The 14,421-nt window shown below is 54.4% G+C and carries 18 protein-coding genes; 17 read left to right on the top strand and 1 reads right to left on the bottom strand.

Translation table 11 applies throughout. From position 1 onward, the window contains the following. Window positions 1–11: 11 nt before the first annotated feature. Complete coding sequence (locus PI91_RS00255; protein WP_232764366.1) at window positions 12–356, bottom strand: hypothetical protein; 345 nt, start codon at window positions 354–356, stop codon at window positions 12–14. An 85-nt stretch (window positions 357–441) separates the two neighbouring features. Between PI91_RS00255 and PI91_RS00250 the strand changes: the two genes are divergently transcribed. The 17 genes from PI91_RS00250 to PI91_RS00170 all read left to right on the top strand — a co-directional run bounded on the left by PI91_RS00250 (window position 442) and on the right by PI91_RS00170 (window position 14,382). Further along, window positions 442–834 (top strand): hypothetical protein, encoded by a 393-nt coding sequence (locus tag PI91_RS00250; RefSeq protein WP_039265184.1) that lies wholly within the window; start codon window positions 442–444, stop codon window positions 832–834. Continuing rightward, window positions 825–1,103, top strand: a complete 279-nt coding sequence (locus PI91_RS00245; RefSeq protein ID WP_039265183.1) for a hypothetical protein — start codon at window positions 825–827, stop codon at window positions 1,101–1,103. Before PI91_RS00250 ends, PI91_RS00245 begins: the two co-directional genes overlap by 10 nt. Window positions 1,104–1,159: 56 nt before the next feature. Further along, entirely contained in the window at window positions 1,160–2,134 is a 975-nt protein-coding gene (locus PI91_RS00240; RefSeq protein WP_157841576.1) for a hypothetical protein, read from the top strand. Window positions 2,135–2,237: 103 nt separating this feature from the next. After that, a complete protein-coding gene (locus tag PI91_RS00235) occupies window positions 2,238–2,453 on the top strand; it encodes a hypothetical protein (RefSeq protein ID WP_039265180.1) in 216 nt (71 codons plus the stop codon). A gap of 55 nt (window positions 2,454–2,508) precedes the next feature. Then, window positions 2,509–2,832 carry a hypothetical protein gene (locus PI91_RS00230; RefSeq protein WP_023345504.1) on the top strand — a complete coding sequence of 108 codons (324 nt, stop codon included), beginning with the start codon at window positions 2,509–2,511 and terminating at the stop codon, window positions 2,830–2,832. Then, the gene (traU, locus tag PI91_RS00225) at window positions 2,829–3,827 is read left to right on the top strand and encodes a conjugal transfer pilus assembly protein TraU (RefSeq protein WP_039265179.1); all 999 of its coding nucleotides are present in this window, start codon (window positions 2,829–2,831) and stop codon (window positions 3,825–3,827) included. Before PI91_RS00230 ends, traU begins: the two co-directional genes overlap by 4 nt. A 10-nt stretch (window positions 3,828–3,837) precedes the next feature. Continuing rightward, window positions 3,838–4,461 carry a type-F conjugative transfer system pilin assembly protein TrbC gene (gene trbC, locus PI91_RS00220; protein ID WP_039265177.1) on the top strand — a complete coding sequence of 208 codons (624 nt, stop codon included), beginning with the start codon at window positions 3,838–3,840 and terminating at the stop codon, window positions 4,459–4,461. Next, window positions 4,458–6,293, top strand: a complete 1,836-nt coding sequence (gene traN / locus PI91_RS00215; RefSeq protein WP_039265176.1) for a type-F conjugative transfer system mating-pair stabilization protein TraN — start codon at window positions 4,458–4,460, stop codon at window positions 6,291–6,293. The genes trbC and traN overlap by 4 nt, the downstream gene beginning before the upstream one ends. After that, the gene (traF, locus tag PI91_RS00210) at window positions 6,290–7,072 is read left to right on the top strand and encodes a type-F conjugative transfer system pilin assembly protein TraF (RefSeq protein ID WP_039265175.1); all 783 of its coding nucleotides are present in this window, start codon (window positions 6,290–6,292) and stop codon (window positions 7,070–7,072) included. The genes traN and traF overlap by 4 nt, the downstream gene beginning before the upstream one ends. A gap of 9 nt (window positions 7,073–7,081) precedes the next feature. Continuing rightward, window positions 7,082–7,549, top strand: a complete 468-nt coding sequence (locus PI91_RS00205; protein WP_052232701.1) for a hypothetical protein — start codon at window positions 7,082–7,084, stop codon at window positions 7,547–7,549. Further along, window positions 7,546–7,764, top strand: a complete 219-nt coding sequence (locus PI91_RS00200) for a hypothetical protein (RefSeq protein ID WP_032656077.1) — start codon at window positions 7,546–7,548, stop codon at window positions 7,762–7,764. The genes PI91_RS00205 and PI91_RS00200 overlap by 4 nt, the downstream gene beginning before the upstream one ends. Next, window positions 7,754–8,362: a type-F conjugative transfer system pilin assembly thiol-disulfide isomerase TrbB gene (locus tag PI91_RS00195; RefSeq protein ID WP_032656074.1), complete on the top strand. Its 609-nt coding sequence runs from the start codon at window positions 7,754–7,756 to the stop codon at window positions 8,360–8,362. Before PI91_RS00200 ends, PI91_RS00195 begins: the two co-directional genes overlap by 11 nt. A gap of 17 nt (window positions 8,363–8,379) precedes the next feature. Continuing rightward, window positions 8,380–8,643: a hypothetical protein gene (locus PI91_RS00190; protein WP_039265174.1), complete on the top strand. Its 264-nt coding sequence runs from the start codon at window positions 8,380–8,382 to the stop codon at window positions 8,641–8,643. Continuing rightward, the gene (locus PI91_RS00185) at window positions 8,640–9,044 is read left to right on the top strand and encodes a hypothetical protein (protein WP_039265173.1); all 405 of its coding nucleotides are present in this window, start codon (window positions 8,640–8,642) and stop codon (window positions 9,042–9,044) included. Before PI91_RS00190 ends, PI91_RS00185 begins: the two co-directional genes overlap by 4 nt. Further along, on the top strand, window positions 9,037–10,401 hold the full coding sequence (traH, locus tag PI91_RS00180) for a conjugal transfer pilus assembly protein TraH (RefSeq protein WP_039265172.1): 1,365 nt from the start codon (window positions 9,037–9,039) through the stop codon (window positions 10,399–10,401). The genes PI91_RS00185 and traH overlap by 8 nt, the downstream gene beginning before the upstream one ends. Then, window positions 10,401–13,691 carry a conjugal transfer mating-pair stabilization protein TraG gene (gene traG, locus PI91_RS00175; protein WP_039265170.1) on the top strand — a complete coding sequence of 1,097 codons (3,291 nt, stop codon included), beginning with the start codon at window positions 10,401–10,403 and terminating at the stop codon, window positions 13,689–13,691. The genes traH and traG overlap by 1 nt, the downstream gene beginning before the upstream one ends. 1 nt (window position 13,692) lies before the next feature. Further along, window positions 13,693–14,382: a hypothetical protein gene (locus PI91_RS00170; RefSeq protein WP_039265169.1), complete on the top strand. Its 690-nt coding sequence runs from the start codon at window positions 13,693–13,695 to the stop codon at window positions 14,380–14,382. Window positions 14,383–14,421: the final 39 nt, after the last annotated feature.

Raw genomic sequence — 14,421 nt, 5'->3', positions numbered from 1 at the left:
ATACCAGCTGCTTACCAGAAGCTTTTGAGAAGTAAAAAAGTCAGTCCAAAAAATACGACAGTGAAACATATCGCCAGAATGAAATACGGCACGCGGTAATTCGAGGCATCGCTACCTGTTATCTGCCGCAGGTTTAAATCAGCAATTAAGGATGACCAGGTCAGAACAAACATGAAGCAGATAAAAAATAAAGTCAGAAAGACATAATCAGCAAAAGATGTCGCTGGAATGCACGACCTCGCTCCAGTACTGAGAAGAGCAAATAAGGTGCCGGAGGCAATTAAATCCCTCACCAGATTTCGGGTTGCTTCAAGTTGATTATCAGTTGGCTGTATACGCCTGAGTCTGTACATCATTTTCCCCATTCTTTCCGTTCCCGTGTTTTAGCCAGTCCGCAAGAATTCTGATGATGCACGGTAAAATACATTAAAGGTACTCAAAATGACTGCAACAACGTTAGGTGACCTGTTTCCCGAAATGCGTCAGGCGGTTACATCCCCTCGACGTTACGCCAGAAAACCGCGCAAACCCGCTGAGATAACGCCGCGCATGGGAACAGCAGAACGACTGAAGACGCTGTACCCCGAAATTGACTCCTGGCATCCGGTACTGGTGACCAAAGCCTGGCTCCACTGGTGTGAGCAGAACCAGCAGGACAGCCGGGAGCCGTCCAGGCGTGATGAACGTTTCCCGGACTACATCATTCACCTCTTACTGGAGAACATGCGGGCCGAGGACAGCGCGAAACGTAAAAAGGGCACGACGCTGTCACTTTCCGGGCGTCTCGACAGGTTGTTTGCAGGCGAAGGGCAGGAGAACGCTGAATGTCACTGATACACAATAACACTGTGCCCCCTGCGTCTCAGCACATGACAGGCCACAATGCTGATACCAAAGGCGGCGACGAAACCGTGAATCAACTCTGTCAGCTGTACCCTGAGATCGCTTCATGGCAACCGGCGCTGATCGCCGGTGCCTGGCATCAGTGGTGCGCGAATAACCAGCGTCAGCCTATAGCGCCGGAGGAACGGGATGAGGCGTTTCCCCTGTACCTCGTCAGGCTTATCCGCAACAGAATGGAGGAGATGAACGCATGGCGTTAATCGGCTGCTTCACCGGCCCTCAGGGGCAGCAGGGGCTGCAGGGAGTGCTCACCTGTTTGCGCGATACCGAGGGCATGACCGGTATTCTGGTCGTCGTTGCGCTGCTCGCTGCCTGGATTGTTGTTCAGTACGTGGCATGTGCACGGCGTGAACGCCGGATGTGGGAGAGCAGACCGGGAAAACCCCTCCCTCTCCCACAATTTGGTAATGCCTGTCATGCAACTGCTGTGCATGACTTTGCAAACCGGAATTATTACCAGGCGATGCTGGCCGAGATGGAAAAAGCGCTGTTTTCGGCAGGCTATGAATTGACGCGGGATGCATCGCGCAGCACACGGCTGGCAAATACAGACAGACGTGACATCAGCCGGAAAGTGACTCGTGTGCGCCACCGCTATATGACCCCGCTCATCTCAGAACAGATGCTGAATGACAGCATTGATGATGCCATGAAAAATGGTTCCGCAGATGAATGGCTGAATCTGCTTATCCAGGGCAGTGAGCGGGAAGGGTGGTATATCACCCGAACCGCAGAGGCGGCAGGAGCGGTACTGAGCGACAGGCAAAAATGTCTCTGGCCGCTCAGGCAGGTGATGATCACCCTGAAGTCAGACAGCCTCGTCATTACCCGTGATTTCGTTCAGGGGCTGAACGCAGCGGCCGACGCTGTAAGCAACATGGCGTTCCCCGACATGGCTGATGAACCAGACCTCAGCGCTGTGCCTGTGAACATCTGTGGATTTCAGGTGACACTGATGCGCCAGCTCTGCAACACCCCGCCGGGATTTTTCCCGGATGAAAGCGGCAGCAGTGTACCGGATGAATTGTTCAGTCAGATGCCTGAGCTAAAGTACGGTGAGAAGCGTATTGTCGTCTTTGCGCAGATAACGTCAGCACCTGCGAAAGACGTCCTGGCCCGATTCATCAGAACCGTCGGCGACCGTATTGCGGCAGGAGAGGAATATGCGGCTGATTACGATGATGACAACGGGTATGCCTTTATCGTCCTGCGGACCAGAAGACCCCACTGATTCAACCGCGCTGCCCTTCAGGATGTTCGGTGCTCACTGCGTTGCGCTCCGCCTCAGCCTGAATGGCCTCACGGTTTCCGATTAACCCCGACCAGGTAATGCCATGAAAAAAGACCCTGATACTGAAAAGGGCCAGAATGTTACAGCCGTTCGTCATGATGAAAAATCGGCTTTACGGCTTAAGGCCATTCTTGCAGAAAATCCCCTTTATTATCCCTCAATAGTGTTAAGAGCTGGCTTACTGGCTCTTGAGGACATGTCCAAAGACCAGCGGCTGGCATTCATCATGAAGGCGGCCGACAAAACCAAAAACCATTAATCCTGTTTTAAGCCCTCCCGCCGTCCGGTGGCTGCGGCACTTCCGGAGATACCCCATGACTCACCCTGAATCTGTCAGGCCGGTGACGGTTACCCGTGACCGCAACGGCTTCTGGACGCACCCTCATTATTTTGCACCTGCCAGTGATGAGGCCACACAGACTGAGTTTGGCGACTGGATGCGCCAGCACAATCTGATCTGTGCCACCCGCTGGATGGAAAACGACGCGCCTCCCCAGGTGATCGCCGACTGGGAAAAGGGAAAACAAAACATCAGTGACTGGCTTCCTTCCGCGCCAGAGGGGGAGGGCTGGTTCATTGGCTCCATTCATGACACTGAGGACGGCCCGGTCTGTGTATGGCTGCGGGAGGTGAAATGAAGCGTTTTTCATGGCTTGCCGGCGTGATGCTGGTCCTGCTGTCCTGGATGCCAGCTCAGGCAACGGCCGCAGCCAGCAACGCGGGTGATGGCCGCTGGGTTAACCCGATAAGCGATGTCTGCTGGAAGTGTCTGTTTCCGATGACGCTCGGGAATATTCAGCTGGCCGCCGGTCCACAAAAGGATACCAACAACCCGGCTTCGCCGATCCAGATTTGCTCATATGGTGTGTTTTATCGTATCGGTCTGGCCATCGGATTCTGGGAGCCAATGGCGATGGTGGACGTAACCCGTGAGCCTGGCGTCATGGTCAACATGGGCGGCTTTAAAATCGATCTCGGACGAACGGGAACGGGAACCGCCGGGCAGAGTGACCGGCCCGCTGCCGGCACGTTCTACCATGTTCACTGGTACAAATATCCGCTGATTTTCTGGCTGAACATCATCACCAGCCTGGGGTGTCTGCAAACCGGCGACATGGATATTGCCTATCTCTCCGAAGTTGATCCTCTCTGGAATGACAGCACGCTTTCGATGCTGATTAACCCCGAGGCTGCGCTTTTCGGCAACCTGATAGCTCAGGGGGCCTGTGCTGCTGACGCAGTTGCATCATCTGCGGGTCTTCCTCTGTCGCCGCTGTTCTGGTGCGCGGGAAGTCAGGGGTCTATCTATCCGCTAACCGGCTATACCAGCGGTGAGTTTTCTCCGCTCGAGGCCTCTCTGCTGGTCGGAGAGCGAATGGCCTTCAAGATGCATCGTGAGGGGCTGGTCTGGAACTCTGTGGGCGCGGACGTCGCCGTATGTAACCAGTATCCATCCCCGATCATCCCGAAAGAGCGATGGCGATACCAGATGGTAAACATGTACCCCGAACCGGGTAACTGCCATCCCTTCGGGGCCAGCACGCAGCTCTGGGGCACGACGCATAACTCGCCATCCTCCAAAAAGAACTTCGGCTACCTCTTCTGGCGCAAACGTAACTGCGTATTCCTTTGAGGACATGACAATGAAAAACGCTTATCTCCGGGCGCTGACGATCAGCGTCATGATTGCTTTCTCGCCGCTGGCACTGGCGAGCGCCCAGACCGATATCTCCGTCTCCGACCATAGCTGGATAAAAGGTCAGCAGGATGCGCTGACAGCGATGAAGGAAGACCTGCAGGGGCATCCGGCGGCCGCACCCGTCTTACCGCAGCAGCAACTGGACCTGATTAACCGCCTGCAGGGCGATATCGCAGCCCGGACCAACACGATGGGGGAAAAAGGCACGTTCCCGGCTATTTACTTTGTGAGCCTCGGTATTCCACGTGAAGGCCTGCTGCCCATGCTGAAGGATGCCCGCCGTTACAACATTCCGCCGACGCTGCGCGGTCTGGTGAATAACGACATGCGACAGACCGCGGCGGCTATGTTTGAGCTGAGTAAGGAGGACAAGGACGCTGGCGTGCAAATCGATCCAACGTTGTTCACTCAGTACAACATCACCACGGTGCCCGCCCTGGTGGTGACCTGCCCTGGCCACTATGACGTCATCAGGGGAAGCCTGCCCCTGCAGCAGGCTCTCGAAAAAGTCGCTGAAAGTGGTGATTGTGCGGCAACGGCACGCCATCTTCTGGAGGCCGGCAAATGAAAAAACTGCTTTCAGCGGTGCTGATGCTTTTTCCGCTTCTGGCTGGCGCAGCTGATCCTGCCTTTGAGGCGGGAGCGAGCTTTGGCAAAGGCAATGCTTCCGCCGGCACGGGAGCCCTGAAGAACCCGGATACCGTCACGGGGGCAATACCAGGCTACACCGCTAATCCACCAGAGAAAGGGTATTACGGCGGCGTGGATGGCGGAGACGGCGGGCTGGCCAACAAAGGGCAGGCCGCTCTGCAGGGCAATGACGCAGCGCAGTCGGTTATCAACGCCGGAAAAACGAACCCGACGCCCGCCATCGACCCGAACGCACCTTTCATCACAATCGGAAAAAATGCGGAGAGTACGGCAGACGGGATCATGAATGGCACCAGTCAGCAGTGTAAGGAGACGACGGTATCAAAATCGACGTTTGAGAACTTTACCTGCGATCGGGATATGGCCACCATCCAGACGTGCGGAAGAACAGCCAGTATCACCGGGCATTATGAGGATAACTACAGCTATAAGACCATCACCATAGATTCAGACAATCTGGACGTCAGCAGCCCGCAAGTGTCCTACAGCATGCCGGAAGGAACGGTGTATTCAGCGACGATGAATTACACGTTCAAGAAAAATTTAGCGTTCAGCAACGATCTCTGGTTCCTGAACATTACGGCTCTCGGTTCGCTGATGACGATGTACCAGACCTCCGGGTCGTATGACCTGCCTCCGGGTAAGAGTTTTACCGAAGGAGAGAAGCTGACTATCACGTTTAATAACAAAAGAAACGTACCCGAAAGGGTTGCCAGCATTTGGCAGACCGGAAAAACCAACCACATGTACCATTTTGTCATCACCATCGTTTACCGTACCGGCACTAAGGTTTGGGTTCCGCAGACGACCTGGACTGAAAGCTGTGGTTTTGACAAAAAATCGGCCCTGTCCAGCGCAGGCAGTATCTGTACCGAACCAGGCGGCACTCGTACCATCACTGTCGACGGGAAGGAGTACAGCCAGACAAACAGTTGCTGGGCATATTCAGATTCTTATGTGACGGGTACCAGTTCTCGCGGGAACTGCGGTTCGCTGATGGATAACCCCGCCTGCACGCTCTCTTCCCATTCCTGTACAACAACTGAGTCGGGCATCTGTACCCATCAGTCAGAAACGTATCAGTGTCAGAAAACCTGGTCATCCAGCGGTCTGGTCTGCGGCGGGGAGTATATATGTCAGTCCGGTGCCTGCGATGAGACGAACGGTACCGGTGATAACGGGTTTGATACGGCTGTGGCCAAACTCGCGGGCCTGGCCTCTGCGGCAGAAGATGTCAGGGATCAGAACAGCACTATAGATGTCAGGGCCTTCACGGGTAAGGCCATGAGCTGCCGTAAGGCGTTTGCAGGCTTCTCCAACTGCTGCAAGGATTCCGGCTGGGGACAGGATACGGGGCTTGCCGCCTGTAACGATGATGAATTAGCTCTCGGGAAGGCCAAAGCCAAAAAGATCACCGTCAGCGTCGGCGATCGCTGTGACCGTCAGGTGCTGGGTGCCTGCATCCAGAAAAGTCAGGTCTACTGCGTCTTTGACGGCAAGCTTGCCCGCATCATTCAGGAGCAGGGGCGTCGCGACCAGCTGGGCGTTAAGTTCGGCAGCGGCGACAGCCCGAACTGCCGGGGGATCACGGTCCCAGAGCTGCAGAGTATCGACTTCGACAAAATCAACTTCTCTGACTTCTACGAGGATTTGATGAAGAACCAGAAAATCCCCGATACCAGCACGCAGGTCCAGCAGATTAAGGAGCGCATCGCCGCGCAGGTGAATCAGCAGGGAGGTGGTAAATGAAGCGTGTCCTCTGTGGCCTGCTCATGGCGCTGGCGAGCCATACGGCAGTGGCCGAAGAGATTGTAACGCCTGCAGAGCCGTTCACCGGCTGGTCCTGGTACAACGAGCCGAAAAAGCCGCCGGAGCAGTCCAGAAAGCCACAACAGCCTGCACCGCAGGCCATTCCGGACCTCAGCAGAATGTCCCCGATGGAGCAGGCCCGGGTACTGAAAGGGTACACACAGGAGGCGCTTAATCGCGCCATCCTGTATCCCTCGCGGGAAAACACGGCGACGTTCCTGCGCTGGCAGAAGTTCTGGACCGATCGGGCATCGATGTTCAGCCAGTCCTTTGCGGCGGCGCAGCTGAGCCACCCGGATCTCGACTACAACCTGGAGTATCCGCACTACAACAGCATGGCGCCGTTTATGCAGACCCGCGACCAGCAGACGCGGCAGAGCGCCGTGGAGCAGCTGGCGCAACAGTACGGTCTGTTCTACTTCTACCGGGGCAGTGACCCGATTGACGTGCAGATGGCGGGCGTGGTGGCGGACTTTGCGAAAACCAACGGGATTTCGCTTATCCCGGTATCGGTTGACGGTCAGGTGGCAGCCTCCCTGCCGCAGAGCCGTCCGGATACGGGGCAGTCCCGGTCGATGAATATCACGCACTTCCCGGCGCTCTACCTTGTTGACCCCCGGAGCAAGAATTACCGCGCGCTGTCATACGGCTTCATGACTCAGGATGATCTGTCGAAGCGATTCCTGAACGTGGCCACCGGCTTTAAACCGAATTCCTGAGAGTTTCTTATGACAAAAATGCTTTTACCCCTCATCCGTGATGCAGGGCGTTTTGCCCTGTTCACCCTTGTCTTCGGCCCGGCGCTGTTGCTGTACGGTATTGTGATAGCCATATCGCTGGAGGGCTCGCTGGCCGGGCAGTTTGTGAAAGAGGCGCAAACGCTAACCGAAGGCGCGCCCGACGGTAAGGTAATGCAGTGCGTTACGCATTATGAACCGGCACCACGACCCCGGCTACCTGAACCCGGCGAGGAGGCCAGTCCTCCTTCTTATCAGCTCCCGCCGATGTCGATTTGCCATCGTGAACCGGTTGACAGCGAACGCTGGACAAAGCCGATGGATGCCACGCTTTTCAACTTCTGGCTGATAGCTGCGCTCTTCGGCGCAACTCTGGGTTTTCTGACCCATCTGTATATTCATCGTCGCGCCTCTGTGCATGAGGGGCGTGATATCTTCCAAAAGGAAACACATGTATGAATGCATCCCTTGTTGCAGGACTGATTTTCTGGGGCACGATGGCGCGCGTACTGAGCGAGCTGATGACCTGGTCGGTTGAGCATACGCAGCAGGGGCTTTTATGGCTCTGCAATGGTATGTGGGCCGGGGCGGCTGGCATGGTGGTGTATGCCGTGTATCGCTGGTTCCGTGACGAAAGAGGGCAAACGCATAAGGAAGGCGACCATGAACATTAAAACCGGACTCACGGCTCTGCTGATGGCCATACCGCTGCTGGCGAACGCCGGGGCGCGCGAGGAGTTAGTGGCGCTTGAAGCGACAAAAACGGCCTCTGCTGACGCTGCAGCCGTCACCGCCTCCACCATTCCGGTTCCCGCGCCGGTAAACCTGATGTCGCTGCCGGACGGTCGCCAGGCAAACATGAAGGATTATGCGGTGGTGCTCTTTATGCAGGCGCACTGTCAGTACAGCGCGAAGTTTGACCCGCTGCTGAAGGGCTGGGCCGATGAGCATGCCATCAGGGTGTACCCGTACACCCTTGACGGCGGCGGGGACGTATCTTACCCGACCCCGATGATCCCGCGTAAGACGGACCCTAACTCTCCCATCGCAGATGAGATTGTCACCTTCTTCGGAAACGGTTTGCCAATTGCGACACCGACGGCCTTTATGGTCAACGTCAACACCCTGAAAGCCTATCCACTCACCCAGGGCGTGATGGAAATCCCCACGCTTGAAAGCCGTATGGCCAGCCTGATTCAGGCTGACCTGGATAATGTTGACCCGAAATCGCTGCCGCCGATGCCGGCAAGTGCGCAGGTCACCCCTCAGTAAGACAACCGGACTTCAACATGAATACAACATCGTATGCATTATCGCGTGCCGAGCGCGTGTGGCTGCTGTTCAGCATGACGTTGCTGGTATCTGCCGCGTTTTACGGGACGCAGGCCCATCGCGTGGTCAGCGCACTGTCTCGCCCGGAAATGACTCTTTACCTTCAGGACGTGCCGGTGCTGCTGCTCATTTCGCTGAGTGTCGGCTTCTTTTTCACTGCCACCGGGTTGTACATCTGCCGTCTGACCCTGTCCCGGAAACCCCGTGAGGAGATCGCATGAAATTCACCAGACTGAAAACCTGTGTCCACAATCGCTTCATTAAACAGATGAAGGACTCTGAGGGGAGCAAAGAGTCCCGGCAGTGGGCGAATTTATTCACGCTGAAACTGCTGTACAGCCTTGTTTTCTTTATCTTCGCTGAAAGAATTTATGTGTGGTGGGCTGACAACACGCTGGCTGCCATGCCGGAGCCGCTTGTTCGTTCTGAACAGTTTACACTCTCGCTGCTCATCCATTATCCGCAGTATCTCCTGTGGGCGATCATGAGTGGTTTGTTTGCAGTACTGGTACTGCACTGCATTCTGTGCTGTGTGGGTAAACTTGAGGAATCCCTGTACCGCCGGATAATCCGAAAAGACAGCGGCTTGGAGCCTGAGAGAACAGAGGTGCCCCATGATTAAGGCACTGATAACGGCAGGCGCTGTCTTTCTGGCTGGGCTGGTTGCACTGCCAGCGAAGGCGGACGTCAACGGCGACCTGAACGGTTTCTTCAATAATCTGGGCTACAGCGGCAATGTGTCGCAGGCACAGGCCTGGCAGGGACAGGCGGCCGGGTACTTCTCGGGTGGTTCTGTCTATCTGCGAAACCCCGTCAAAAACGTGCAGCTCATCTCAATGCAGTTGCCCTCCCTGAACGCCGGCTGCGGCGGTATCGATGCCTATCTGGGGTCGTTCAGTATGATCAGCGGGGAAGAAATTCAGCGATTTGTAAAACAAATCATGAGCAACGCCGCCGGTTATGCTTTCGATCTGGCCCTGCAGACGATGGTACCGGAGCTGAAGCAGGCGAAAGATTTCCTGCAGAAACTGGCCAGTGATGTTAACTCCATGAACATGAGTTCATGCCAGGCTGCTCAGGGCATCATCGGCGGGTTGTGGCCAGTGACGCAGGTCTCCCAGCAGAAAATCTGCCAGGACATTGCCGGCGAAACCAACATGTTCTCCGACTGGGCGGCTTCCCGTCAGGGTTGTACCGTCGGAGGACAGGGCGACAAAGTCACGGCTAAAGCCGGTGATGCTGAGAAGGATCAGGTGCTGAAGAACAAAAACCTTATCTGGGACACCCTCAGTAAGAATGGCCTTCTCGGCAACGACCGCGCGCTGAAGGAGCTGGTCATGAGTACCGTCGGCTCCATCATTTTCAACAAGGATGGCGATGTGACAATTCTGACGCCGCTGGTTGATAACCGCGACCTGATTAAAGTCCTGATGCGCGGGGGGACGGCGAAGGTCTACGGATGCGACGAATCCACTCTGTGTCTGGGACCTGTTGTCACCAGTCTGACGATTTCTGAGTCCAACGCTCTGGTCACGCTGGTTAAAAACCTGATGCTCTCAATGCAGAACAAGCTGGTCGACGATACTGCGCTGACCGATCAGGAAAAAGGCTTTGTGAACACCACCTCTGTACCGGTGCTGAAGTATCTGACTAACGCCCAGAGTATGGGGATGAGCGCCACGTACCTTCTGCAGGTTTCCGACTTCATTGCTCAGGACCTGATGATTCAGTACCTCCAGGAGCTGGTGAAACAGGCAAGCCTGTCTCTGGCCGGCAAGAACTTCCCTGAAGAAGCAGCCGCAAAACTACGCGACAACATCATTCATGCGCAGGGACTTCTCGCTGACATGAAGCTGCAGTCAGCAGCCGATCAGAACGCGCTGGACGGTATCGACCGCAACATGCAGTACCTGCAGCAACAGGTATCCACCATTGTTTCAGGCTCCTATCAAAGCAACTATCACTGGGGTGATCGCTGATGCTTGAGATATATACCATTTATGGCGGGGGAATGTGGAAAACGGCGCTGGACGCCGTTGTCACCCTTGTCGGCCAGAATACTTTCCACACCTTACTGCGTATTGCCGGCACCTTCGGTGTGCTGGCCGTACTGCTTACCTTCATCAAACAGCGTAACCCGATGGTTTTCGTTCAGTGGCTGGCGGTCTTCATGATCCTGACTTCCATCCTGCTGGTACCGAAACGCTCAGTGCAGGTCATTGACCTGTCCGATCCCGGTGCGGTCTGGGTAACCGATAACGTACCGGTTGGCCTGGCGGCTATCGCGTCGCTGACGACCAGTATCGGGTATAAGATGGCGTCAGTTTACGACATGCTGATGGCCAGACCCGACTCGGTGACCTACAGCAAAACCGGGATGCTGTTTGGCTCGCAGATTGTGGCAGAAACCAGTGACTTCGCCACGCAAAACCCGGAGCTGGCGCAGATGCTGCCGGATTACGTGGAAAACTGTGTGATCGGCGACATTCTTCTGAATGGTAAATACACAATCAATCAGCTGCTCAATTCCACTGACCCGCTGACGCTGATAACCAGTAACCCAAGCCCTCTGCGGGGCATCTTTAAGATGACCTCCACCTCACGCCAGTTCCTGACCTGCCAGCAGGCCGCAACGGAGATACAGAAGCTCGCCAATACTGACGTCAACCCGGGGAGTGCGACGTTTACCTGGCTGACGAGAAAGGTCTTCGGCAACAAGCTGAATGGCGCGACGCTTCTGGCCAACGCTATGGGGGAAAGCTACGGATATTTTTATTCCGGTGGTATGACTGCTGCGCAGATCATGAAGAACAACATCACGAACAGTGCAGTACGGCAGGGGATCAAGGGTTTTGCCGCTCGCTCATCCGATACGGCTAACCTGCTTAATCTGGCCACCGAGAACGCTGCAACAAAACAGCGACTCAGCTGGGCTGCAGGTAACGAGCTGGCGACCCGAACGCTGCCGTTTGCACAGTCCCTGCTGATGCTTATCCTGGTTTGCCTGTTCCCGCTGATGATTGCGCTGGCCGCGTCAAACCACACGCTTTTTGGTCTGAACACCCTGAAAATATACGTTTCCGGTTTTATCTATTTCCAGATGTGGCCAGTGATGTTCGCCATTCTTAACTATGCCGCCAACTACTGGCTGCAGAGCCAGTCCGGGGGCACGCCCCTGGTGCTGGCCAACAAGGATGTGGTTGCGCTGCAGCATTCGGACGTGGCGAATCTGGCAGGGTATCTGTCCCTTTCCATTCCGGTGCTGTCGTTCTATCTGACCAAAGGTGCAGCGGCGATGGGCTCTCAGGTGGCAGGGAGCGTACTCAGCTCGGGCGCATTCACGTCAGCAGGTGTGGCCGCGACCACGGCGGACGGAAACTGGTCGTTTAACAACATGTCGATGGACAATGTCAGCCAGAACAAGATGGATACCAACCTGATGCAGCGTCAGGGTCAGCAAACCTGGCAGGCGGATAATGGCTCCACGCAGACTCAGACGGCCGGTGGCCATACGGTTATCGACGGCTCGGGTGCAATGTCGAATCTGCCGGTGAACATGAAGCTCAGCCAGCTGGCCAGCAGTGGATTCCAGGAGTCCGCCCGTCAGTCGCAGGTCCAGGCGCAGACCGCCCTCGATGGCTACAACCACAGCGTGACCAGTGGCTGGTCACAGCTATCTCAGCTGTCTCACCAGACCGGTACCAGCGACAGCCTGACCAGCGGTAGTGAAAACAGCCAGGCCACTAATGCAACGCGCGGTGCTGGCATGATGTTGTCTGCCGCTGAAAGTTATGCGAAAGCAAACAACATCTCGACGCAGGAAGCCTATAACAAACTGATGGATATCAGTAATCAGGGTTCTATATCTGCAGGCATTAAAGGAACGGCCGGAGGGGGGCTTAATCTGGGTGTTGTTAAGTTAGGTGCTGAAGGAAGTGTTTCAGGCGATTTGCGGCATTCGACGGGCAGCTCAAGAGGAATCCAGAATTCAGATTCCCATTCGCAAGATATGCGGCATGATCAGAACAGCCAGGCAGTTAATGACTTCCGCCAGGGTATGGATATGGTTAAAAGCAGCCGTATCACCGATGGCGCGAATCATTCCGAAAATGCAGCAAGCAGTAATGTTCAGCAGCTGGCCGCAACACTCAATGATGCTGAAAGCCAGTACCATCAGTACACCACCAGTTCTACACAGAGTAGCGAGTTCAGTCGGATGGCCACCGTTGCGCAGAATCAGAGCGCAAGCCTCGATACGAACTATACGCAGGAGTTTGTGGACTGGGCGGCTAATAAATACGGTGATAAGGCCCAGTCCATGCTGACAAGTGCGCCGTCGGCGCGAGAAGCAGCGATGGAATTCGTAAATGAGCGTCTCAAACCTGAAATTATGGGGGATTATCAGCAGGGTCGTTCTGATCTTACCAGCGGCCAGGAGCATGCAGCATTCAGTGGTGAGCATATTGTTCAGCCAGCGGGCGGCAGTCAGCAGGTATCAGGTTCATCTGGTCATGATGCTGGAGTCAGTTACAGCTCTCAGAATGGTGGTGCTCATAGCTCGGGAGGTGTTGGCGGTACCCAGACTTACGGAACGACTCAGGGCGCTGAAAATGGAGGCCAGCAGGGTGGGAATTATTCTGCCAGAACAAACGATTCTGCTTCGCCGGGTATTGAGCATTCAACTGTTCATCAGGGACAAGCAGCCGGACAGAGAAGCAGCTCGGGTAATATCACCTCGTCGGCTGGCATGGTTGTTTCCGGTGGACGCACCACTGCAGATGAAAGGACCGGTCACATTGCAGAATCGCACCCGGAGTTCCATCATTCAGGAGCCATTAGGGAGAAAGGAAACACGTATGGCCAGGAGAGTGAAGTGACTCATAGCCGTTCAGGCATTAATGTTGGCGGCGAAAAAGTACGTGGTGATGCTATGCAGGAGTCCTATAGAGAAAATCAGGCTAAGTTGCATGAACATTCTACGCAGGGTTTTGGTCCTCAGAATGAATTACAGCGCCGAGTGGCGGAACAAAGATCTGAAAATGAGCATAAAATCAACGAATCTGCTGGAGAAATTGATAAAAAACAATCCACTGTTCAGGTATCCAGTGATATCCTGAAAGGAGAAAACTTAATCGGTCAAGGGCGATTCAAGCTTGGTCGTGCCGAAGCTGAACTGGATCAATCAAGTAAACTCAATCCGTTTAATGATCTCCAACCAGATGAACTGCAACAGAGAGTGGCAGAATTAAGGAAGAAAACTGGAGGATAAAATGAACAAAAAAGTAAGTGCTTATTGTTGTTTCATTCCAATCGGCATTTATGCAGCTTATTCTTTAAGCATGCAGGTACTTTTTGACGTGCCATTTATGGCTAAGAGCATGCTCTTATCAATTATCCCCAGCGCTATCTATCTGCTCTGCTTTTGGAAGTTACGAAGCAGCCAAAGAGGGATGGGTTTAAAAGCAACTTTCCTGAGTAACGTGGTGCTTGCAGTCTTGCTAACCTTCCTGATGGTGTATGTAGGCAATGATACAGAAAGTGCTTTAATAGCAGGCATAGCTGTTCACTCGTTAATAGCTTTTATCCTAGTGGGAGCAGTATTGCGACCTACTACTTACAAGGATAATACCCTTCTTAAGGATGAAGATAATGGGCGGATATACGTTATCCGGAACGGGATAGCTCATGTGTTACCAGATAATGAGGCTCAACGCCTTAGCGCTAGTGACAACAAAATTATCAGCTTTTCAGGCAGCCAAATGAGTATCCAAGATGCCGGTATAACCCCTGTTCCTTTAAATACTTCCTTCAACGATTCGTTCAGTAATGGAATAACGGTGAACCCTGCATCAGGAATGCCAATGGTTGGTGGCATCTCTGGCCTGGATATACACGGAAACAGTTGGGGAACAAACTTCAACGAACCTTTAAATACGTATGACCCTAACCGGGGATACTGAGAGTAAGGGGGCAATGGCCCCCTTAATTTTTGTAGTAAT

The organism is Enterobacter sp. FB (assembly GCF_000805795.1).
Classification (GTDB): Bacteria; Pseudomonadota; Gammaproteobacteria; order Enterobacterales; family Enterobacteriaceae; genus Enterobacter; species Enterobacter roggenkampii.
Note: the sequence above shows the minus strand (reverse complement) of the source record. Positions and strands in the feature narration are given on the sequence as shown.

What these genes read in the sequence shown, in the direction of transcription:
- PI91_RS00255 (WP_232764366.1), bottom strand. Translation starts at nt 356, where the DNA reads ATGATGTACAGACTCAGGCGTATACAGCCAACTGATAATCAACTTGAA.
- PI91_RS00250 (WP_039265184.1), top strand. Translation starts at nt 442, where the DNA reads ATGACTGCAACAACGTTAGGTGACCTGTTTCCCGAAATGCGTCAGGCG.
- PI91_RS00245 (WP_039265183.1), top strand. Translation starts at nt 825, where the DNA reads ATGTCACTGATACACAATAACACTGTGCCCCCTGCGTCTCAGCACATG.
- PI91_RS00235 (WP_039265180.1), top strand. Translation starts at nt 2,238, where the DNA reads ATGAAAAAAGACCCTGATACTGAAAAGGGCCAGAATGTTACAGCCGTT.
- PI91_RS00230 (WP_023345504.1), top strand. Translation starts at nt 2,509, where the DNA reads ATGACTCACCCTGAATCTGTCAGGCCGGTGACGGTTACCCGTGACCGC.
- traU (WP_039265179.1), top strand. Translation starts at nt 2,829, where the DNA reads ATGAAGCGTTTTTCATGGCTTGCCGGCGTGATGCTGGTCCTGCTGTCC.
- trbC (WP_039265177.1), top strand. Translation starts at nt 3,838, where the DNA reads ATGAAAAACGCTTATCTCCGGGCGCTGACGATCAGCGTCATGATTGCT.
- traN (WP_039265176.1), top strand. Translation starts at nt 4,458, where the DNA reads ATGAAAAAACTGCTTTCAGCGGTGCTGATGCTTTTTCCGCTTCTGGCT.
- traF (WP_039265175.1), top strand. Translation starts at nt 6,290, where the DNA reads ATGAAGCGTGTCCTCTGTGGCCTGCTCATGGCGCTGGCGAGCCATACG.
- PI91_RS00205 (WP_052232701.1), top strand. Translation starts at nt 7,082, where the DNA reads ATGACAAAAATGCTTTTACCCCTCATCCGTGATGCAGGGCGTTTTGCC.
- PI91_RS00200 (WP_032656077.1), top strand. Translation starts at nt 7,546, where the DNA reads ATGAATGCATCCCTTGTTGCAGGACTGATTTTCTGGGGCACGATGGCG.
- PI91_RS00195 (WP_032656074.1), top strand. Translation starts at nt 7,754, where the DNA reads ATGAACATTAAAACCGGACTCACGGCTCTGCTGATGGCCATACCGCTG.
- PI91_RS00190 (WP_039265174.1), top strand. Translation starts at nt 8,380, where the DNA reads ATGAATACAACATCGTATGCATTATCGCGTGCCGAGCGCGTGTGGCTG.
- PI91_RS00185 (WP_039265173.1), top strand. Translation starts at nt 8,640, where the DNA reads ATGAAATTCACCAGACTGAAAACCTGTGTCCACAATCGCTTCATTAAA.
- traH (WP_039265172.1), top strand. Translation starts at nt 9,037, where the DNA reads ATGATTAAGGCACTGATAACGGCAGGCGCTGTCTTTCTGGCTGGGCTG.
- traG (WP_039265170.1), top strand. Translation starts at nt 10,401, where the DNA reads ATGCTTGAGATATATACCATTTATGGCGGGGGAATGTGGAAAACGGCG.
- PI91_RS00170 (WP_039265169.1), top strand. Translation starts at nt 13,693, where the DNA reads ATGAACAAAAAAGTAAGTGCTTATTGTTGTTTCATTCCAATCGGCATT.